This window comes from Paraburkholderia sp. RAU2J, from assembly GCF_003634845.1.
Lineage (GTDB): Bacteria > Pseudomonadota > Gammaproteobacteria > Burkholderiales > Burkholderiaceae > Paraburkholderia > Paraburkholderia fynbosensis.
In genome coordinates this window covers 263,179-282,332 of sequence record NZ_RBXG01000003.1, presented here as the reverse complement: position 1 = coordinate 282,332, position 19,154 = coordinate 263,179, and the positions used below count along the sequence as shown (strand labels likewise).

16 protein-coding genes and 3 pseudogenes are annotated in these 19,154 nt (G+C 61.4%); 12 read left to right on the top strand and 7 right to left on the bottom strand.

Features of this window, described 5'->3' with window-relative positions; genetic code table 11:
• The first annotated feature begins 28 nt into the window (after window positions 1–28).
• The gene (locus B0G69_RS32730; protein ID WP_199731489.1) at window positions 29–754 is read left to right on the top strand and encodes a nitroreductase; all 726 of its coding nucleotides are present in this window, start codon (window positions 29–31) and stop codon (window positions 752–754) included.
• 14 nt (window positions 755–768) lie between these two features.
• A complete protein-coding gene (locus B0G69_RS32725; protein WP_121324269.1) occupies window positions 769–2,421 on the top strand; it encodes an acyl-CoA synthetase in 1,653 nt (550 codons plus the stop codon).
• An 89-nt stretch (window positions 2,422–2,510) separates the two neighbouring features.
• Here the strand turns inward: B0G69_RS32725 and B0G69_RS42305 are convergent.
• Together B0G69_RS42305 and B0G69_RS32720 are read right to left on the bottom strand one after the other, a co-directional pair.
• Window positions 2,511–2,906 (bottom strand): annotated as a pseudogene (locus B0G69_RS42305) (transposase); the annotation flags it as partial.
• Window positions 2,907–2,975: 69 nt separating this feature from the next.
• Window positions 2,976–3,158 (bottom strand): annotated as a pseudogene (locus B0G69_RS32720) (MFS transporter); the annotation flags it as partial.
• 12 nt (window positions 3,159–3,170) lie between these two features.
• Here B0G69_RS32720 and B0G69_RS32715 point away from each other — a divergent pair.
• The gene (locus tag B0G69_RS32715) at window positions 3,171–3,983 is read left to right on the top strand and encodes an IclR family transcriptional regulator (RefSeq protein WP_121324267.1); all 813 of its coding nucleotides are present in this window, start codon (window positions 3,171–3,173) and stop codon (window positions 3,981–3,983) included.
• Between the two features lie 486 nt (window positions 3,984–4,469).
• Here the strand turns inward: B0G69_RS32715 and B0G69_RS32705 are convergent, their stop codons facing one another.
• The 5 genes from B0G69_RS32705 to B0G69_RS32685 all read right to left on the bottom strand — a co-directional run bounded on the left by B0G69_RS32705 (window position 4,470) and on the right by B0G69_RS32685 (window position 9,643).
• Window positions 4,470–5,498, bottom strand: a complete 1,029-nt coding sequence (locus B0G69_RS32705; protein WP_121324265.1) for an alpha/beta fold hydrolase — start codon at window positions 5,496–5,498, stop codon at window positions 4,470–4,472.
• Window positions 5,499–5,527: 29 nt separating this feature from the next.
• On the bottom strand, window positions 5,528–6,547 hold the full coding sequence (locus tag B0G69_RS32700) for a Gfo/Idh/MocA family oxidoreductase (RefSeq protein ID WP_121324263.1): 1,020 nt from the start codon (window positions 6,545–6,547) through the stop codon (window positions 5,528–5,530).
• 172 nt (window positions 6,548–6,719) lie between these two features.
• Window positions 6,720–7,622 (bottom strand): shikimate dehydrogenase, encoded by a 903-nt coding sequence (locus tag B0G69_RS32695; RefSeq protein WP_241991591.1) that lies wholly within the window; start codon window positions 7,620–7,622, stop codon window positions 6,720–6,722.
• 10 nt (window positions 7,623–7,632) lie between these two features.
• Window positions 7,633–8,085, bottom strand: coding sequence for a cupin domain-containing protein (locus B0G69_RS32690; protein WP_121324259.1), 453 nt, complete (start codon window positions 8,083–8,085; stop codon window positions 7,633–7,635).
• A 124-nt stretch (window positions 8,086–8,209) separates the two neighbouring features.
• A complete protein-coding gene (locus B0G69_RS32685; RefSeq protein WP_121324257.1) occupies window positions 8,210–9,643 on the bottom strand; it encodes an MFS transporter in 1,434 nt (477 codons plus the stop codon).
• 84 nt (window positions 9,644–9,727) lie between these two features.
• On the opposite strand from B0G69_RS32685, the gene B0G69_RS32680 reads away from it, so the two are divergent.
• The 9 genes and pseudogenes from B0G69_RS32680 to B0G69_RS32640 all read left to right on the top strand — a co-directional run bounded on the left by B0G69_RS32680 (window position 9,728) and on the right by B0G69_RS32640 (window position 19,147).
• Window positions 9,728–10,540 carry an IclR family transcriptional regulator gene (locus tag B0G69_RS32680; protein ID WP_121324255.1) on the top strand — a complete coding sequence of 271 codons (813 nt, stop codon included), beginning with the start codon at window positions 9,728–9,730 and terminating at the stop codon, window positions 10,538–10,540.
• A complete protein-coding gene (locus B0G69_RS32675; RefSeq protein WP_121324253.1) occupies window positions 10,537–11,349 on the top strand; it encodes a 2-keto-4-pentenoate hydratase in 813 nt (270 codons plus the stop codon). Before B0G69_RS32680 ends, B0G69_RS32675 begins: the two co-directional genes overlap by 4 nt.
• Window positions 11,350–11,362: 13 nt before the next feature.
• Window positions 11,363–12,256, top strand: coding sequence for a fumarylacetoacetate hydrolase family protein (locus tag B0G69_RS32670; protein ID WP_121324251.1), 894 nt, complete (start codon window positions 11,363–11,365; stop codon window positions 12,254–12,256).
• 49 nt (window positions 12,257–12,305) lie between these two features.
• Window positions 12,306–12,980, top strand: a complete 675-nt coding sequence (locus tag B0G69_RS32665) for a hypothetical protein (protein WP_241991589.1) — start codon at window positions 12,306–12,308, stop codon at window positions 12,978–12,980.
• 96 nt (window positions 12,981–13,076) lie between these two features.
• Window positions 13,077–14,648, top strand: coding sequence for an altronate dehydratase family protein (locus B0G69_RS32660; RefSeq protein WP_121324248.1), 1,572 nt, complete (start codon window positions 13,077–13,079; stop codon window positions 14,646–14,648).
• A 79-nt stretch (window positions 14,649–14,727) separates the two neighbouring features.
• Complete coding sequence (locus B0G69_RS32655) at window positions 14,728–15,942, top strand: fumarylacetoacetate hydrolase family protein (RefSeq protein ID WP_121324246.1); 1,215 nt, start codon at window positions 14,728–14,730, stop codon at window positions 15,940–15,942.
• A 132-nt stretch (window positions 15,943–16,074) separates the two neighbouring features.
• Window positions 16,075–16,809 (top strand): annotated as a pseudogene (locus tag B0G69_RS32650) (IS6 family transposase); the annotation flags it as partial.
• 269 nt (window positions 16,810–17,078) lie between these two features.
• Window positions 17,079–17,801, top strand: coding sequence for a GntR family transcriptional regulator (locus tag B0G69_RS32645; protein ID WP_121325065.1), 723 nt, complete (start codon window positions 17,079–17,081; stop codon window positions 17,799–17,801).
• A gap of 62 nt (window positions 17,802–17,863) precedes the next feature.
• Window positions 17,864–19,147: an MFS transporter gene (locus B0G69_RS32640; protein WP_199731488.1), complete on the top strand. Its 1,284-nt coding sequence runs from the start codon at window positions 17,864–17,866 to the stop codon at window positions 19,145–19,147.
• Window positions 19,148–19,154 lie beyond the last annotated feature (7 nt).

Below are 19,154 nucleotides of genomic sequence, written 5' to 3'. Positions count from 1 at the left end.
GCAGCAAATTTTCAACATGCCGAAAAAAATGGACCGTCTATCTCCTCCTCCTTTCAGCTCGTTTGCCGACGTGAGTCGAGCCGTCGACTGGGCACTCGTCACCCGGCGCAGCGTCCGTGCTTTCCTGCCCATACCGGTTCCCCGCGAGGAAGTCGAGTCCATCCTCGACGTTGCGCGCTTCAGCGCAACCGGCGTCAACATCCAGCCCTGGCATGTGCATGTTGTGACAGGCACGATGAAGTCCCGCCTGTCTGCTGCCATCAACGAGATCAATGATGATCCTGCACGAAGTTCCGACCTGGAAGAGCCCTACGACTACTACCCACGCGAATGGATCGCGCCGTATGTGGACCGCCGGCGGGAAGTGGGCTGGAATCTGTACGGCCTGCTGGGCATCCAGAAAGGGGACAAGGAGCGGATGCACGTCCAGCACGGACGCAACTACAGCTTCTTTGATGCGCCGGTAGGCCTGTTTTTCACGGTTGACCGGGTCATGCGTGAAGGAAGTCTGCTGGACACCGGCATGTTCCTGCAAAGCGTCATGATTGCCGCCCGGGCGCGGGGCCTCGACACCTGCCCGCAGGCGGCTTTCAACAAGTTCCACCGTGTCATCGCCAACGAACTGTCCATTCCCGACAATCACATGTTGGTCTGCGGAATGAGTCTGGGTTATGCGGATCCCAGTTGCATCGAGAACTCGCTCGTCACGGAGCGCAGCCCGGTCGGCGATTTCACTACTTTCTACGAAGAATGAACGGAGACAAAGTCATGAGTGCAAAGGCCTACTCCCAAGGACTTGAGAAGAACGCGGCAAACCACGTTCCATTGACGCCATTGACCTTCCTCGATCGAACCGCCGACGTCTATCCGGATTGGACCGCGATCATTCATGGCGACTTCCGCCAGACGTGGGCCGAAACCCGCGAGCGTTGCTATCGCTTCGCGTCGGCGCTCGTTCAGTTGGGGATCGAACCGGGCGATACCGTGTCGATCATCGCGCCGAACACCCCGGCCATGCTTGAGGCTCACTTTGGCGTGCCGCTGTCCGGTGCCGTGCTCAACGCCGTCAATTGCCGCCTCGATGCTGACGGTGTCGCATTCATTCTGCGCCACGGCGAATGCAAGCTCCTGCTTGTAGATCGCGAATTTGCTCCGCTGGTCGAGAAAGCATTGCAGTCGGTTTCCAATCCACCGCGCGTGATCGACATCAACGACCACGAAGCGCCTGACGGCCCCGCCATTGGGGAAACTGATTATGAGTCGCTGCTGTCGAGCGGTGATCCCGCATTTGCCGGTCGCCGCCCGGTCGATGAGTGGACGCCCATTGCCCTGAATTACACGTCGGGTACAACCGGGGATCCGAAGGGCGTCGTTCCCAGCCACCGCGGCACCTATCTGATGAGCCTGTTGCAGATGACGAACTGGCCGCTGCCGCGCGCGCCGGTTTATTTGTGGACGCTTCCCATGTTCCATGCGAATGGCTGGTGCTTCACATGGGCGATTACCGCCGCGGCCGGAACGCATGTATGCCTGCGCAAGGTGAATGCTGCCAATGTTCTTTCCGCCATCGTCAGACATGGCGTAGATCACTTTTGTGCGGCACCAATCGTCCTGTCAGGCCTCGCAAGCATGCCTCATTCAGAACGGCAGCCGCTGCCGCGTCGGGTGCGGGTCCTAACCGCCGGTTCGCCGGCGCCAGCCGCGGTTCTCGAGGCCGTTGGCGCCATGGGCTTCGACGTCGACCACGTCTTTGGCATTACTGAGATCTCCGGCACCCCGATCAGCTGTGCGTGGCACGAGGAGTGGGACGCGTTGCCGCCGGAGCAACAAGGAAAGTTGAAAGCGCGGCAGGGTGTGCGTGCGGCAGCGTTCGAAAAAATGTCGGTCGCCGATCCTGAGACGCTCGAGACGGTTTCGGCCGACAGCAAGTCTTGCGGTGAGGTCCTGGTTCGGGGGAATACGGTGATGATGGGATATCTTAAGAATCCCGAAGCAACCGCAAAAGTTTTCGCAGGCGGCTGGTTCCATACTGGAGATCTGGCCGTCGTCCATCCTGACGGCTATATCCAGATCACAGACCGCTCGAAGGACGTGATCATCTCTGGCGGAGAAAATATTTCGTCTGTGGAGGTGGAGGAGGTCATCTACCGCATGTCGGGCGTCCTGAACGCGGCCGTCGTCGCGCAGCCTGATGACAAATGGGGCGAGACTCCTTGCGCGTTTATCGAGCTGAGGCCCGATACCCCGAGCATCACCGAGGAGGATGTGATCTCGTTCTGTCGGGAGCGACTGGCGCATTTCAAGTGCCCGCGTCGCGTGATTTTTGGCGAATTGCCCAAAACTGCCACCGGAAAAATACAGAAGTTTCGCCTGCGGGAGCAGGCGGGCAGCCGCGTAGCGATCACAAGATTGGCGGAATGAGGCTGTTGGTCCGCTGAGCGCGCGACGTGCCGTGGCGTGCAACGACAGTCGAGCGCGACTGTCGTTGCACGTGTTCGCGAGCGGACTTCGCTGACCGGGTGCGGTTGGGAGTAGGCGCTTGAACGGGCAATGCCCACCAGCCGCACCTGCCGGCTCACCGGCAATGCGTGCCCGCGATCAATCGTCGCTTTACGCTCAGCAATCCCGCCTTGCCGAGCGCGCTTTCCAAAAGATCGTTCTCCAGAGTCAATTACCCGATCTTCGCGTGCAACGCCTTCACATCGACCAGGGGCTCGGCCGATGTTTGGCCCGTCTCGAACACTTCGGCAACACGCTTTTGCAGTTGCTTCTTCCAGTCCGTGATCTGGTTCGGATGCACATCAACTGCTGGGCCAGCTCGGCCAGCGTCTTGTCGCCCTTGAGCGCCGCGAGTGCCACCTTTGCCTTGAACCCAGTGAGTGTGTCCGTCGGTTGCGTTTCGTCATCCTCTGGTTCCTTGTTGCCGGCCATTATGGCCGTCGGCGCCACCTCTAGGTCGCCTGGCGCCGGTCGCTTGATGCGATAATGGCGACCGTTGGATTGTCAGGCGGGAAGAAGAGCTGCGGGAAGGCCAACGACCCCGCGGTCGCATCGATGAAGAAGTCGTAATTCACCAATGCCGAGCCAATCCAGCCGCTGGCGGCGGCTATCTTCGACTGGCGCTTGCCGTGGGGCTTAACCGGGATCTTTCGAGTCATGCGTGTCTTATTATGAGAGTTGTCAAGGGAGCAGTTGACCGGTCGCTTCAGGCGATCGAGTTGCTCGCCCGTGAGGCGCGCTGGATGCGTATGTCCGATATCGCCGCCGAACTCGGGCTGGAGAAGGGCCCTGCCCATCGGGTGCTCGCGCAACTGTGCGAGCAGGGGTGGGCGGAGCAGGATGAACAGACGTCCCAGTACCGTCTGACCTTGAAGCTGTCCTTGCTCGGTCAGCGGTACCTGCACGGACTCGGTCTGCCGGGTCTGGTGCAGCCGATCCTTGACGAAGTCGCTGCGCAGTGCCGCGAGCTGGTTCGGCTGACGGTGGTCAACGAAGGAACCCTCGCGTGGCTGGCAGCATCCCAGGGCGCGGCACCGGGCCTCATGTATTCGCCGTCCATGCACAGTCCCATCGTCTTGCATGCCACATCGGTTGGCAAGGTGTGGCTGGCTGGAATGCCGAACGACCAGGCGATCGAATACGCCCTGCGTGGCGGACTCGGAAAAGCGTCTGCCGCCGGCGCATGGACGCCGAAGGCAATCACCAGCGTCGAGCAGTTGATTCCGGAGTTGGAGCGGACCAGGCAGCGTGGCTATGGGCTTGTCGTTGAAGAGGCCGAGCCGGGTGTGGTCGCATTGGCGGTGCCGGTGCGTTCGCTGCCTGACGGTGCGGTGGTGGGCACGATGAGCATTGCCGGGCCGGTCACACGGGTTCAGCCGGAGCGTTACGAGGCCTTTTACGCGCTATTGCAGCAAGCGTCTGCGAAGCTGGGTGCCGTATGGCCGCGCCAGAGCGTCGGTGCGCATGTGAGTGAGGCGGCATGAACACGCCGGGAGCACATCAGGCTATCGAGCGAATCACCGCGTTGGATGAGCAGGCAGCACGCCTTCTCGTCGCGGCGCGCCGGCGGGACAAGCGGCGCTCACGCTTATGCAATGGGCTGATACTCGTGACCGTCAATCGATAGTCAAGCGTGCCTTGGCCGCAGCCATTTATTGATCGCGCCGGAATTCACTTTGGACTGCGCAGCGGACGCTTCCAGTCGTCCCGCTGCGCTTCTATCTCGCAACGGGCTTTGGCGCCAGCTCGCTTGATCCACTGAACGGCCAAAACGAGCATCGCAGCGACAACACCATCGGGCAGACGCTCAAGGCCGACGTGAGAGCAGCAGCGTCACGTTCGGCCGCCGCACGGCGACAGCAACACTCGTCGCCGAACGGAACCATGGTCGTTGCTCGAAAGACATGTTGTGTAGGTCCAGCGCAATAGCGACGCGCCGAACGAACGGGCGCCGTATTGTCCGGTCAGCCTCACCTGGAGGCGCGGCGTGGGGCTGATTGCAGCAGTTCCTGCAGCTCAGCTTTGTAGAAACGAGCCAGGCCGCTGGTGCCGTGGCCGCACGTATCCTCGCTGGCAGGGATCAAAAACAGCCGGCCGTGGCGCACATGCTGCATCGCGCGCTCCATCAGGCCGGTCTCGGGCGGATAGCGTTCGTCGTCGGCCGCGTTGACGGCGAGCACCGTAGCCTGGACCCGCTCCAGACCCGGTGCCGGGTTATAGCCGCGCGAGGCACCCCATTGATATAAGAAGTCGTTGGCATCCAATGTGAAGGGCTGGGCCAACTGGGTGTCCACGTAGTTGTCGGCCAACTCCATTGTCGGCGCCGCCTTCTGGTAGGCCAGCGTTCCGCCGTTGGTGGCCAGCGCGAAGAACGCGCTGGCAATGCGCAAGGAGCGGGGCGGGCTGGCGTAATTGCCATCCAGGTACTCCGGGTCGTTGCGGACCATCTCGGTGAGCATGCGACGCAGCATCCAGTTGCGGCCGGACATCTCCGTGGGTTGCGACGCCATTGGCACCAGTGCGTCCATGAAGTCCGGATATCGCACCGCCCAGATCCATGCGTGCATGCCGCCCATCGAGTTGCCGATCAACAGCCGCAGGTGCCGGATGCCCAGGCACTCGGTCACGAGCCTGTACTGCGCAAGCACCATGTCGTCGTAGTTGTAAGCCGGGAACCGCGTGCGCAGCCCGTCGGACGGCTTGGACGATCCGCCGGTTCCAATCCCGTCCGGGAGAATGATGAAATAGTTGTTGGCATCAAGCGGCTGTCCCGGGCCGAACAACGCTCCCGCGAAGGCGGGCGTCAGCATGCTGGCGCCTGTGCCCGTCGTGCCGTGCAGGACCAGGACCGGCTCGCCGGACGGGTCGCCGATGGTTCGGTAGTGGAGCCGCAGCTGCGGCATCACCTCCCCGGTGTGGAAACGGAAGTCTCGCGCGATCCAGTCGCCTTCCTTCGGTGCCGGACAATCGGCCAAATTGCAATATCTCGTTAGCGGCATAGGCGTGCGAGGCGATCCCGCAGCTCGGGTCATACAGAAATTGGCGCAAGAGTCTGAAGCGCACCCCCTTGCCGAGCAGAAGCGTAGGCCGCATCCATGACCTGCATCATCGCCTCGGCGTCGCGCAATGACGCGATCGGCTTTGCACCTGTGCGGCATTCAGCCAGCACCCGCTTGACGAACAGTGGGTAGTAAATGTCAGTCTCTAACTGGAGACGGCGACTTCGAGTGCCGAAGGCAAGACTGCTTCGGTCCCGAATCTCGATCCGGTCGGGGCCCGATTTCGCATACATGCGATCAGATGAAAGGGTGAAGGAGAATTCGCGCTGCTCGTCTTGAGTACTGGGAAAGCTGTATCCGGTCTCCACCAGCCCGATCACGCCGTCTTCGGTTTGCATTGTCAGCAACGAGTAGTCCTCGACGGCGCCTCGATGCGTTCGGGAGTTCATGGTGGCGGAGACTCGCGCGACCTCTTTACCGGTCAGTAATCTGAAGAGATCGATGAAGTGGGTTGCGACATTGATCGTGGATCCGCCTCCGGAAAACACCGGGTCGAGTGCCCAACCTGCGCCCGCAGCTTCATAACGACCAGGCGGACCCACAATGAAACGGAACGACATGTAGTTGAAGTCCGACGGAATGCGCCCCTCAGCATCTTCCAGTGCGGTGAGCAATTCGCTCATGCGAAAGATCAACGGTACGGCGCAATAAAGATTGGCTTCCTCTGTCAGTTTGCGCAGCCGCGCGACCTGCGACTTGTTGACGCCGCAGGGTTTTTCCAGCGTGAATGGAATTTTTCGTGCGATCACCGCCTCAGCGAGCGTCGGCATTTCGGAATGCCGCCCGAACACGAATGCAAAATCGACTTCCTCGCGCTCTAGCAACTCATAGGCTGACGAGTACAACCTGCTCCCAAATCGAGCGGCAATTGCCTGTCCCTTCGCCTGCTCTGCATCCGAAACGGCTACCACCTGGATCCCGGGCGCCTCGAGCGCATCAAGATAGAGTGGGACATGCCAATGGCTGGCCTCCAGCAATGCGACTTTCATGCGTGTTCTCCCTTCGCACCGTCGACAAGTCGACTTGGTGCTTGCGCGATGCGCGCGTTAAAGCCATCCGCACATACTGGTGTGAGAACGTTGAAACTATTCATCGCATCTTCCCTCCATTCAGACTGGTGATAACTGTTGATTCCGGGCGTTTTCCCTGAGGCGTTCGGCATCAAGGGCTTGCGTCCTTGGCAGGCGCGAACAGCAAGCCATCGTCTGGTGCTGACCTTCCAGCAGGGCGGTAATCGAACCCAAGGAAGCGTAGGGCATGCAATGCCTGCCCTTCATGCATCGGCCCCCCGTCTTGGGTACGACAGCCGCGCGCATGCGCGGCGCGGCGAAGCGGCGTCGGCTCGGGCGCATTGATAATGTCTACGACGATGGTGCCGGGCGCGAGCCGCTCGGGATTGACCGGCATGGGATCATTCCTGTTCATGCCGAGCGGTGTGGCATTGATAACGATTTCGAATCCGTGCGGGTCAGGTAGTCCGGCATGCGTGATGCAACCGGTTTCGGCCGCCACGGATTTCGCGAGATCGTCAGCCCGATGCTCGTCGACGTCGGATATGGTGAGCGTCCGGGCGCCCGCGGCCGCGACTGCAAATGCGATAGCTCTGCCTGCGCCTCCGGCACCGACGAGAAGAACGGACTTGTTCGCCGGATGATTGCCTTCCCATTGCATGCCAAGCACACAGCCGACGCCATCGAATATGGCACCGACCCAGCGTCCATCTTCCTTGCAGCGTATTACGTTGAGTGCGCCGACCTTGGAAGCAGTGGGATGTAGTTCGTCGACAAAAGCGAGCATCGGTTGCTTATGAGGCATCGTGACTAGCATGCCGGAAAGATTGCCTATCGCTCGTGCGCCGGTGACAAATGCGGACAGGTCCTCCGCCTTGACCCCAAACGGAATGCAAACCGCGTCCGCGCGCTGTTCGATAAAAAGCTGGTTTAGCAATTGCGGCGACTTGGCTGCCGTCAGTGGATCGCCCACTAACCCGTAGAGTCGCGTTCTTCCTGTGATAGGTGGATGCATTGCGGCCTCATGTCCGATGTTGACGGAAGGTGCAGTCATAGCTTGGTGCTCACTTCCAGGGTGCCGGCGGTTCGGCGAGATCCCATGTTCCGTAAACCGCGGGCTCGTTAATCTCGATCACTTCAAGGTCATCGGAGCGCCAGATCACGTTGTGCGGAACGCCGGCGGGCTGCGAGAGGTCGTCCCCAGCGTTGAGAGTCACATTGCCCTCGACGCCGGCGAAACGGAACGTGACCGATCCACGCAGCACATACAGGTAGTGCGCAGTCATGTCGTGCCAGTGCCAGCCGGTGGCATCGGTGAACGGCTTCAGCGCGCGAATGTGCTTGGCTCCGATGCGGCCGTTGGTCACTGCGGCGAGCCCGAGGTCGCGATACTCGGAGTCCGCGCGCAGCCCCTCCTGGTTCCAGACCGCCGCGGACGCGCTCACGCGTGCGAACGGAGTCAGGGATTGCGCGAGTTCGCGCGGGCCGTCGTAACGTGGCGTACCTTGGTTGTGCATGTGCCTTTCTCCTGTGTGGCATCAGATATTCGCAAGTGCCGCGACCGCTTGATCCTGCCCGGCCCATCCGAACGTCCTAAATTGCGCCAACATGGCGGTCGCAGCGATATTGCCGTGGCTTCAGCTACGAGCGCAGTTGGTTTGTTAAGTCCTGTGGGTCGGCTGTTCCGGTCGTCCCGGCCATCGTCCCGGCGCGCAGGCGATCGTAGTCGCCTTTGGGTACGGGGACCGCGTTGCGGTCGCCGAGGTCGTGGAGGCGGACCCGGTACGTCTCGCGCGTGGTGAAAGCGGCGATCGCGGCCACGACACAGATGCCGAACGTCAGGGCTCCGATCTTCAGCGGAATATTGGCGGAGCCGGGGGGCGCGACCGCGACGAAAAATGCCGGGAGAAGCGCGGAAAGTGTCGTCCCGACGTTCTGTCCGATGGCCATCCCTGACACGCGCACGCGCGTGTGGAACAGTTCGGGGAACAGGCTCGGGAATACGCCGTTGAAGCCCTGATAGGCGATGCCCCACATGAGCACCGAGAGAATCATCGCCAGCCACAGGTTATGGATGCTGATAGCGTATAGATACACGAACGACAGCAGTCCGGCGCTGAGGGTGCCGACAAGGACTGGCGGCCGGCGGCCAATCTTGTCCGAGAGATTGCCGACGTAGGGAATCAGGATCACTGCGCAGATGTTACCCAGAACAGGAATCCACAGATACACGCCGGAAGGGAAGCCGATGCCGTACGCCGGCTGAACCGCATAGGCGGCACCGAAGACCGCGGCGACCAGGGCGATCACGGCGGTAAGCGCCATGCAGACCACGCGCACGATATCGTCCCAGCTCTGCCGGAATACTTCGACGACCGGCGAGGCGGGAACTTCGCCGTGTGCGCGCTCCTCGGCGAACGCCGGCGTCTCGTCGACTTCGCGGCGAATGATGTAAGCCACGATCATCACGACGATGCTCAGCAGGAACGGAATCCGCCAGCCCCAGGAAGTGAACTGGTCCTTGGGCATGAAGTGCGCGAGAGGCAGGAAGACCGCTGCCGCCATGAGCTGTCCGGCCTGCACGCCCTGGAGGGTAAAGCTCGCGAAGTAGCCGCGCCGACCGAACGGTGCGTGCTCGAGAATCATCGAGCTGGCGCCGGAAAGCTCCCCGGCGACCGCGAAGCCCTGGATCAGGCGAAGAATCACGAGCAGCACCGGCGCCCAGATCCCGATCTGCTTATACGTTGGCAGGGCCCCGACGGCCATTGTCGAAAGGCCCATGACGAACAGGCAGAGGATCAGCACCGTCTTACGGCCGTGGCGGTCGCCCCAGTGCCCGAGGACGACGGCGCCCACCGGCCGGGCGATATAGCCGACACCGAAGCTCGCCAGTGACGCGATGATCGCGACCGTTGGGTTATCAGACGGAAAGAAGAGCTGCGGGAACACCAGCGACGCCGCGGTCGCGTAGATGAAGAAGTCGTAATACTCCAATGCCGAGCCAATCCAACCGCTGGCCGCGGCTATCTTCGACTGGCGCTTGCCGTGAGGCTGAACCTGAGTGTTCCGAGTCATGCTTGTCTCCGTCTTGATTGACTTTTGGGTGCTGGTTGTCTATTGTTGTAACATCGTTCCAGTAAGAACCATGTTACGTCAATTATGAGAGTTGTCAAGGGAGCAGTTGACCGGTCGCTTCAGGCGATCGAGTTGCTCGCACGTGAGGCGCGCTGGATGCGCATGTCCGATATCGCCGCCGAACTCGGGCTGGAGAAGGGGCCTGCCCATCGGGTGCTCGCGCAACTGTGCGAGCAGGGGTGGGCGGAGCAGGATGAACAGACGTCCCAGTACCGTCTGACCTTGAAGCTGTCCCTGCTCGGTCAGCGGTACCTGCATGGACTCGGTCTGCCGGGGCTGGTGCAGCCGATTCTTGACGAAGTCGCCGCGCAGTGCCGCGAGTTAGTCCGGCTGACGGTGGTCAACGAAGGAACCCTCGCGTGGCTGGCAGCATCCCAGGGCGCGGCACCGGGCCTCATGTATTCGCCGTCCATGCACAGTCCCATCGTCTTGCATGCCACATCGGTTGGCAAGGTGTGGCTGGCTGGAATGCCGAACGACCAGGCGATCGAATACGCCCTGCGTGGCGGACTCGGAAAAGCGTCTGCCGCCGGCGCATGGACGCCGAAGGCAATCACCAGCGTCGAGCAGTTGATTCCGGAGTTGGAGCGGACCAGGCAGCGTGGCTATGGCCTTGTCGTTGAAGAGGCCGAGCCGGGCGTCGTCGCATTGGCGGTGCCGGTGCGTTCGCTGCCTGACGGTGCGGTGGTGGGCACGATGAGCATTGCCGGACCGGTCACACGGGTTCAGCCGGAGCGTTACCAGGCCTTTTACGCGCTATTGCAGCAAGCGTCTGCGAAGCTGGGTGCCGTATGGCCGCGCCAGAGCGTCGGTGCGCATGTGAGTGAGGCGGCATGAACACGCCGGGAACACATCAGGCTATCGAGCGAATCGCCGCGTTGGATGAGCAGGCAGCACGCCTTCTCGTCGCGGCGCGTCGGCAAGGCAAGCTCGCGGAGCGCCTTCCCGTCGAACTGCGGCCCGCGAATCTGGAGGAAGGTTTCGCGATCCAGCGAAAGGTGGGCGATCAGCTCGGTTGGCAGGCTGGCGCGTGGAAATGTGCGCTGCCGCCGGCGGGCAAAATCATCGCCGCACCCATCTATGACGCCAACATTCATCGAGGCGCTCAATGCCGCGTTCGCGCCGTGCCTGGGCAACCTTGGGTAAGGGCAGAGCCTGAACTCGCCTGTTTGCTGGCCCGCGATCTGCCGCCACGGCGCGAAGCGTATAGCGAAGCCGAAGTGCTCGACGCTCTCGGGAATGTTCACCTCGCGCTCGAACTGCTGGGCAGTCGCTATGCGCATCCCGAATCGCTGACGTTTCCTGAATTGCTGGCAGACGGCCTGTTCAATGCCGGTCTTGTCATTGGGCCGCGCGTTCGATTGCGCGAGGGCGCGACGCCGGCCGATCTCCCGGTTGAATTCACCGTCACTCTGGCTCGCGCGGGGCACGACACGGTCAGTTTTGCAGGCCGCCACCCTGATCGCAGCGTGCTCGCGCCGATCGTGTGGCTCGCCAACTTTCTCCGCGTCCGCGGCGTTGGATTGCAGGCCGGGCAGGCTGTGATCACGGGCTCTTACGCGGGCGTGCTCGAATTGCCGATCGGTTGTGAGTTGCATATCGGCTTCGGTGATCTGGGCACGTTGCCCCTAATTTTTTTGCCATGATAGGAGTCTTCAAATGCGTCTCGTCCGTTTCGGCCAGCCTGGTCAGGAGCATCCCGGTGTCATCGATTCGAGCGGCGCGATCCGCGATCTGAGCGGCATCGTCGACGACATCGATGGAACGACTGTTTCGCCAGCGGCCCTTGCAAAGCTGCGCGAACTGGATCTGAATCGTCTGCCCACCGTGGAAGCGGGCACGCGCCTCGGCGCCTGTATCGGCAATGTCCGTAACCTCGTGTGCATTGGCCTGAACTATTCCGATCATGCCGCCGAAACCGATACGCCGATCCCGCGGGAACCCGTCGTGTTCAACAAGCATACGGGTTCGATCAGCGGTCCGAACGATCCGGTCATCTTGCCGGCAGACGCGCAAAAGCTGGATTGGGAGGTTGAACTGGGCGTGGTGATCGGCAAACCCGCCTGGCAGATCGATGAAGACTCCGCGCTCGATCATGTGGCGGGTTACTGCCTTGCCAATGACGTTTCCGAACGCGCTTATCAACTCGAACGCGAGGGTCAGTGGACCAAGGGCAAAAGCGGCTTCTCTTTTGCCCCGCTCGGCCCGTGGCTCGTCACGCGTGATGAAGTGCCCGACCCGCAGGTGCTCGACCTGTGGCTTGACGTTAACGGCTCACGTCGTCAGACGGGCAATACACGCACGATGATTTTCAACGTCGCGCATATCGTGGCGTATCTCAGCCGCTTCATGCCACTGATGGCTGGCGACGTCATTATTACCGGGACGCCCCCCGGCGTCGGCCTCGGTCAGAAGCCGCCCGTCTTTCTGAAAGCGGGCGACACCATGACCCTTGGTGGCAGCGGACTCGGCGAGCAGGTCCAGAAGGTTGTGCAATACGCGGATTCGCTTGGCGCGGCATGGGTCCGCGGCGAATATCCGTTGGCACGATAAAACGATTGAACCTGTAGAAGGAGGAGATATGAGCCTTGCTGGAACGGGCGTGGTCGCGATCTGGCATGACCTGCTGCCGGAAGCGAAGGATGAATTCTACGAGTGGCACAACCGCGAGCACATGCCGGAACGCGCCGGAATTCCCGGGTTCAGGCGCGGCCGGCGCTACATTGCGCTGGATGCGGGACCCGAGTACTTCAATCTGTATGAAGCCGACACCGTGGAGGTGCTCGGCGCGCAAGACTACCTGCTTCGGCTGAATTCGCCGACGCCGTGGACGAAGCAGGTCGTTCCCTCGTTTCGCAGCGTGGCCCGCTCGATCTGCCATGTGGCGTATTCTGACGGCGTGGGCCAGGGCGCCAATCTCATGACGGTGCGCTTCGACGTGCCTTCCGCGGCCCGGGCCGACGTCGTGAAGGGATTGCGTCAGCAGGTCTTGCCGCCGCTCGCCGACCAGCGCGGCATCACGGGCGTGCACCTGTGTCTGGCCGATGAGGCCGTCAGCAAGGTGGAAACTGCGGAGAAGAAGGCGCGTTCGGAAGGCACCGAGGTGCCGACATGGATAGTGATGATCGAAGGATGCCGCGCCGACTATGTCCGCTCAGCGGTGGACGCGTTCATTGCCGGACTCGCTGCTTTGCCCGGGGCCGCTGCGGTTGCGCCGGACTCCACGCTCTATCAACTGGAATACACACGGTGCAAGACGCCGTGGAGCGCCGGCTGAAACGTCGTTTGAACACGGCTGTGCGGCGCGTCACGCGACGCGGCGCAGCCGGCCCTGAAACTGTCGTCACGCATTGAGAAACGAAGGAGTAGTTCCATGTCGTCCCCTGTTGCGGGCAAGTCCGTCTCATCGACCGCGCTCAGGCCGGTGCGCGTCATTCGACTCAATCCCGCTGACGATGTCGTCATCGCTTTGGATCAGCTTATGTCCGGCACGGTGCTGGATGGGGAAGCGGTGACGGTCTCCGGATTGATCCCGCCCGGTCACAAAGTGGCGACACGCGACATCGGTCAGGGTCAAGCCGTGCACCGTTATGGCCAGATCATCGGCTTTGCGAGCCAGCCGATCCGCGCGGGGCAGCACGTTCATACGCATAATCTTGCGATGGGCGAATTCGCCCGTGACTACGCATTCAGTCAGGGCGTGCGTGCCACTGTCCCGTCAACCGAGCCCGCGACATTCCAGGGCATTGTGCGTGAAGACGGCCGTGTGGCCACGCGCAATTACATCGGCATTCTCACCTCGGTGAATTGCTCGGCCACGGTCGCACGAGCCATTTCCGACTATTTCCGCCGTGACATTCGTCCCGAAGCGCTGGCCGCGTTTCCGAACGTCGATGGGGTCGTCGCGCTCACCCATGGTTCGGGTTGCGCCATCGACTCAGAAGGCGATGGTCTCGCGATGCTCCAGCGCACGCTTGGTGGCTATGCGTGCCATCCCAACTTCGCGAGCGTGCTGATCATCGGCCTGGGCTGTGAAACTAATCAGATTTCGCGGCTGCTCGAAACTCAGGGGCTCAAAGAACACGACCGCTTGCGAACCTTCACGATTCAGGACACCGGTGGCACGACCCTGACAATTGCAAAGGGTATCGAACTGGTTCGGCAGATGTTGCCCGACGCGAATGACGTCAAGCGGGAAACAGTTTCGGCAAGTCATCTCACCATTGGCCTTCAATGCGGTGGGTCGGACGGATATTCGGGCATCACGGCCAATCCCGTACTGGGTGCAGCCGTCGATTTGCTCGTGCGGCACGGCGGTACTGCGATTCTCTCCGAGACGCCGGAGATTTATGGCGCCGAGCACCTGTTGACCCGCCGCGCGGTAACGCCCGAAGTGGGACAGAAGCTGGTCGATCGCATCAGGTGGTGGGAAGCGTATGCACAGCGGCAAGGGGCGCAGATCAACAACAATCCGTCGGCGGGCAATAAGGCCGGCGGCTTGACGACCGTCCTCGAGAAATCCTTGGGCGGCATCGCAAAGGCAGGGTCGACGAACCTTGTCGAGGTGTACGAATACGCTCAGCCGGTTAGGGCGCGCGGTCTGGTGTTCATGGACACGCCTGGCTACGACCCAGTGTCGGCTACTGGCCAGGTTGCCGGCGGTGCGAACCTGATCTGCTTCACGACGGGACGCGGTTCAGCTTACGGCTGCGCGCCCTCGCCGTCGGTGAAGCTCGCGACAAACACGGCACTCTGGCAACGTCAGTCCGACGATATGGACCTGAACTGCGGAGAAGTGCTGGAAGGGAGCACAACGATCGAGCAACTTGGCGCAGTGCTGTTCAAACTGCTGCTCGACGTGGCCTCCGGGACACGTTCCCGTAGCGAGCAGCACGGTTACGGACAAAACGAATTCGTCCCCTGGCAGATTAGCGCAATCATGTGAGCCGCCGGTGTCCGGGCATAAGCAGAGCGTGCACCGGACTGATGCCCGGCAATAACCCATACAGGTTGGAGAAAGATAGATGCCATTGAATGACCGATCCGCGCTGCCGGACGATCTGGAGCAGGCTGTGCTCGTGGGGCGCGCGTGGTGCCCCGCTATCGGCGGGCCGCGTCCTGTTGCCGTTATCGGTGGCGAACTGGTGGATGTGTCGTCGGTCGCGCTGACGACCAGCACGCTGCTTGAACAACCAGAAATCGGCCTTCGGCTTAAGGAGGCCGCTGCTAACCTGCCGAGGCTTGCGGCGCTGGACCCGGTTCTTGCCAATTCCGCCTTCGATCGACGCGATCCGTCCGCCCCCTGGCTCATCGCGCCATGTGACCTACAGGCGGTCAAGGCAAGCGGGGTGACGTTCGTCGAAAGCCTTCTGGAGCGGGTGATCGAGGAGCGCTCGGGCGGCGACGCGAGCCGGGCCGATGAAGTGCGCGCGCGTGTCATGTCCGTGCTGGGCGATCGGCTCGCCAGCGTCCGCCCGGGGTCTGAGCAAGCCGGGGCGGTGCGCCACGTGCTTATTCAGGAAGGAATGTGGTCGCAGTATCTGGAAGTCGGCATCGGTCCGGATGCGGAAATCTTCACGAAAGCGCAACCGATGTCCGCCGTCGGCACCGGCAGCGAAATCGGAATTCATGAAAATTCGCAGTGGAATAACCCGGAGCCTGAAATCGTGCTGGCGGTGACCAGCCGGGCGGAAATCGTCGGCGCCGCGCTTGGGAACGACGTCAATCTTCGGGATTTCGAAGGCCGGAGTGCACTGTTGCTCGGTAAGGCGAAAGACAACAACGCGTCGGCTTCTATTGGCCCGTTCATTCGCCTCTTCGACAGTACATTCGGTCTCGATGATGTTCGGGCCGCGGAGCTCTCGCTGCGCGTAGAAGGAACAGATGGATATGTTTTGACAGGGGCGAGTTCCATGAAGTGCATCAGCCGGGACCCGTCAGAACTCGTTGCGCAAGCGATGGGCTCTCACCATCAATACCCGGACGGAATGATGCTTTATCTCGGGACGTTGTTTGCACCGACCGCAGATCGTAACGTGCCGGGGCAAGGATTCACGCATCAGATCGGCGATACCGTAACGATATCGAGCCCGCGATTCGGAGCGCTCGTCAACACGGTCAACTATTCGCATCGCATTGCGCCTTGGGAGTTCGGGGTCGGCGCACTGCTCGCGAGCATTCTTCATCGGCATACCGGGAAAGCGGGGTCGTCGTCGCTTCGTTGCCTGCCGGCCCGCTGATATTTCATTGAGTATCAGCGGCCACGGTTCCAGTTAAACATGCAGTTTATTTGTGAGAATGTAGAGATATTGATAGGTCACAGGACTGTTCTTGGCGCTGTCAGGTTGGTGGGGAGGCGGCGGTAGAATGAATTAAAAAAGACAAAATCACCTTATCACGGCCACCGCTTCCCTGCGGTCATCATCAGTTGCGCGGTTCGCTGGTATTTCCGGTTCAGCCTGAGCTTGCGCGACATCGAGGAGTTGATGCTTGAGCGTGGTGTCGTGGTCACGTCCGAAACGATCCGTTGCTGGTGCAACAAGTTCGGTGCTCGATTCGCCCAGTGCGCGAAAGCGGCGCGGCGCAATCCGGGCAGCACCTGGCATCTGGACGAGCTGTTCGTGACGCTGCGCGGCGAGCCGTATCTGTTGCGGCGTGCAGGGGACGAGCATGGCGCCGAACTCGATGTGCTGGTGCAAAAGCGGCGCAACAAGGCCGCGGCAAAGCGCTTCTTTAAGCGCCTGCTACGTTCAAACCCGGCGCCGCGCCGGATCGTTAGCGACCAGCTGCGCAGCTATCCGGCGGCGAGGGCTGAGATTCCCGAGCTCGCTCATGTGAAGCACGTTTTCGTCAAAGCAGCGGCACGCTTGAACAACCGCGCCGAGCACAGCCACCAACCGACCCGCAGGCGCGAACGCCAGATGTGCGGCTTTCGCGATCCGCGTCGCACGCAGGCGTTTCTCTCATGCTTTGGCCCGATCCGGCAGCCCTTCGCGTTGCCCAGACATCGGATGAACGCGGCTTGTCATCGTGCCGTACTCAGAGAACGCTTCGCCGCATGGCATGCTTGGACTGTCTCTGCCGCAGTCGAGAAACTTATTTGCTAAGGATACCCACTCTTGAGCGACACAGGTAGGCTGTGCCCGCCAAGTTGACACAGCCGTTGTTTGTCATCCATGACCGGGCCGCGAATTTTTATCTTAGTGCCTTAATGCGGCGAAACGGTTCAAATTCATATATATGTTTTCGTTGACTTGTTTGAGCGCAATAGGTATAAACGCGCTACAGGCCGTAATTTAAGGACGTACAGGCTTTTTACCAAGCCGACACGACACTGATCTATGCATTCATATATATGAATTCCTGAAAGACGATGATGCACGCTGAAGACCGGCTACCTCGCTACCAGCGGCTGCGCGATGAAATGGTTGCTCTGATTGCGGCCCGCTACTGGCGGCCGGGTGAGGCCATTCCCACCGAGCAGGCGCTCGCCAAAAGCTACGACGTGGCCGTAGGCACGGTCCGTAAGGCGGTGGATCTGCTCGTCACGGAGGGTTTGCTGGAGCGCTTCCAGGGCAGGGGGACGTTCGTTCGCCGCGCCAGCTTCGACAGCTCGCTGTTCCGCTTCTTCCGTTTCCAAACGCGCCAGGGCGAGCGGCGCATTCCCGAGAGCCGCATCCTGCGTCGCGATGTCGTCGATGCACCGTCCGCCGTCGCTGCCGCATTGCAGATTTCGAGTAACGCGCGGGTCATCCAGATGTCGCGTCTTCGTCTGATCGACGGCGTGCCAATGCTCGCCGAAGAGATATGGTTGCCGTACGTCCGCTTTGCCGCGTTTGCGCAACTTGAGCTGACGGAGATCGGCGACCTCCTATATCCAGTGTACGAGGCGACGTGCAACCAGGTCGTGGCCTGTGCGACAGAAACACTGACCGTCGAGGCGATCGGCCCTCTGCACGCACGGCTCTTGCGCATCAAGCCGGGTGCGCCCGCTGTGGTGATCGAGCGGCTCGCGTGTGGATACGACAGGCAACCGCTCGAATGGCGGCGTTCGCGCGGTCCCGCCAGCGAATTCATTTATCAGGCCGAGATCTGCTGACTGTCGTCTCTCATAGCAAAACGCCGGTCCACACGAACGGATCGCGAACGCAGGAGGCAGCCATCTTGAAGTGGTTTCGCGAGATTTCCAGCAGCGAGCGACGCACGTTCTGGGCGTGCTTCGGTGGATGGGCGCTCGATTCACTCGATGTGCAGATATTCAGCCTTGTGATTCCGACCATCGTCGCGCAATGGTCGATCAGCCGTACGCAAGCGGGACTCGTGAGCGGCGCCACGCTGGTGGCGGCCGCGCTCGGAGGCTGGGCGGCCGGCATGTTGTCCGACCGGCTCGGACGCGTAAAGACGCTGCAATGGACAATCGCTTTCTTCTCCGTGTTCACGTTTCTCTGTGCGTTCGCGCAGAACTATCCCCAGTTTCTTTTCCTGAAGACCTTGCAGGGCTTCGGTTTTGGCGGAGAGTGGGCGGCTGGCGCTGTGCTGATGGCGGAAACGATCCGCAACGAGCATCGCGGCAAGGCGATGGGCAGTGTACAAAGCGCATGGGCCGTCGGTTGGGCGGCGGCGGTGCTGCTCTATGCGCTGATGTTCTCGATGCTGCCGGGCGAGATGGCGTGGCGCGCGATGTTCGCGATCGGCATCCTGCCGGCGCTACTGATCCTCTATGTCCGACGTTGCGTGCAGGAACCAGTGCCGCCGGCGCGCGCCGCGCGTCAACAGGATGCACAGGCTTCAAGACCTGGCGTCGGCATCTTTTCTCCGCAAGTGCTGCGCATGACGCTCATTGGCGCATTACTCGGTGTCGGTGCGCATGGCGGATACTACGCGCTGATGACCTGGCTTCCGACGTTTCTGAAGACTGAACGCCATCTGTCGGTGCTCGGCACGGGCGGCTATCTCGCCGTTGTGATCGCCGCGTTCTTTTTCGGGTGCCTCGCGAGTGCGCAAATGCTCGACCGTATCGGGCGACGCAAGACCATCCTCCTGTTTGCAATCTGCTGCGTGCTGACTGTCCTTGCCTATCTGTTTCTGCCACTCGGCAACACCGCGATGCTGTTCCTCGGCTTTCCGCTCGGCTTCTTCGCAGCAGGCATTCCGGCGAGCATGGGCGCGCTGTTCAGCGAGCTTTATCCGCGTGGCATCCGCGGCACAGGAGTCGGCTTTTGCTATAACTTCGGCCGCGTCGTGTCGGCAGGCTTTCCCGTGCTCGTTGGTCACATATCGGCGACCATGTCGCTCGGAACGGCCATCGGCATCGGTGCAGGATTGGCTTATGCGATCGTGGTGCTGTCTGTACTCATGCTGCCGGAGACGCGCGGCCGAGTCCTTGATGAAGTCGTGCCTGAAGCAGGGCACGCAGGCACTCTGTTGCAGGCGCGCAGGCATTGAAGAAGAC

Coding starts and splice junctions, on each gene's coding strand:
- B0G69_RS32675 (WP_121324253.1), top strand. CDS start 10,537: ATGAACACGCCGGGAACACATCAGGCTATCGAGCGAATCGCCGCGTTG.
- B0G69_RS32725 (WP_121324269.1), top strand. CDS start 769: ATGAGTGCAAAGGCCTACTCCCAAGGACTTGAGAAGAACGCGGCAAAC.
- B0G69_RS32655 (WP_121324246.1), top strand. CDS start 14,728: ATGCCATTGAATGACCGATCCGCGCTGCCGGACGATCTGGAGCAGGCT.
- B0G69_RS32645 (WP_121325065.1), top strand. CDS start 17,079: ATGCACGCTGAAGACCGGCTACCTCGCTACCAGCGGCTGCGCGATGAA.
- B0G69_RS32685 (WP_121324257.1), bottom strand. CDS start 9,643: ATGACTCGGAACACTCAGGTTCAGCCTCACGGCAAGCGCCAGTCGAAG.
- B0G69_RS32730 (WP_199731489.1), top strand. CDS start 29: ATGGACCGTCTATCTCCTCCTCCTTTCAGCTCGTTTGCCGACGTGAGT.
- B0G69_RS32690 (WP_121324259.1), bottom strand. CDS start 8,085: ATGCACAACCAAGGTACGCCACGTTACGACGGCCCGCGCGAACTCGCG.
- B0G69_RS32670 (WP_121324251.1), top strand. CDS start 11,363: ATGCGTCTCGTCCGTTTCGGCCAGCCTGGTCAGGAGCATCCCGGTGTC.
- B0G69_RS32705 (WP_121324265.1), bottom strand. CDS start 5,498: ATGCCGCTAACGAGATATTGCAATTTGGCCGATTGTCCGGCACCGAAG.
- B0G69_RS32695 (WP_241991591.1), bottom strand. CDS start 7,622: ATGACTGCACCTTCCGTCAACATCGGACATGAGGCCGCAATGCATCCA.
- B0G69_RS32700 (WP_121324263.1), bottom strand. CDS start 6,547: ATGAAAGTCGCATTGCTGGAGGCCAGCCATTGGCATGTCCCACTCTAT.
- B0G69_RS32680 (WP_121324255.1), top strand. CDS start 9,728: ATGAGAGTTGTCAAGGGAGCAGTTGACCGGTCGCTTCAGGCGATCGAG.
- B0G69_RS32660 (WP_121324248.1), top strand. CDS start 13,077: ATGTCGTCCCCTGTTGCGGGCAAGTCCGTCTCATCGACCGCGCTCAGG.
- B0G69_RS32715 (WP_121324267.1), top strand. CDS start 3,171: ATGAGAGTTGTCAAGGGAGCAGTTGACCGGTCGCTTCAGGCGATCGAG.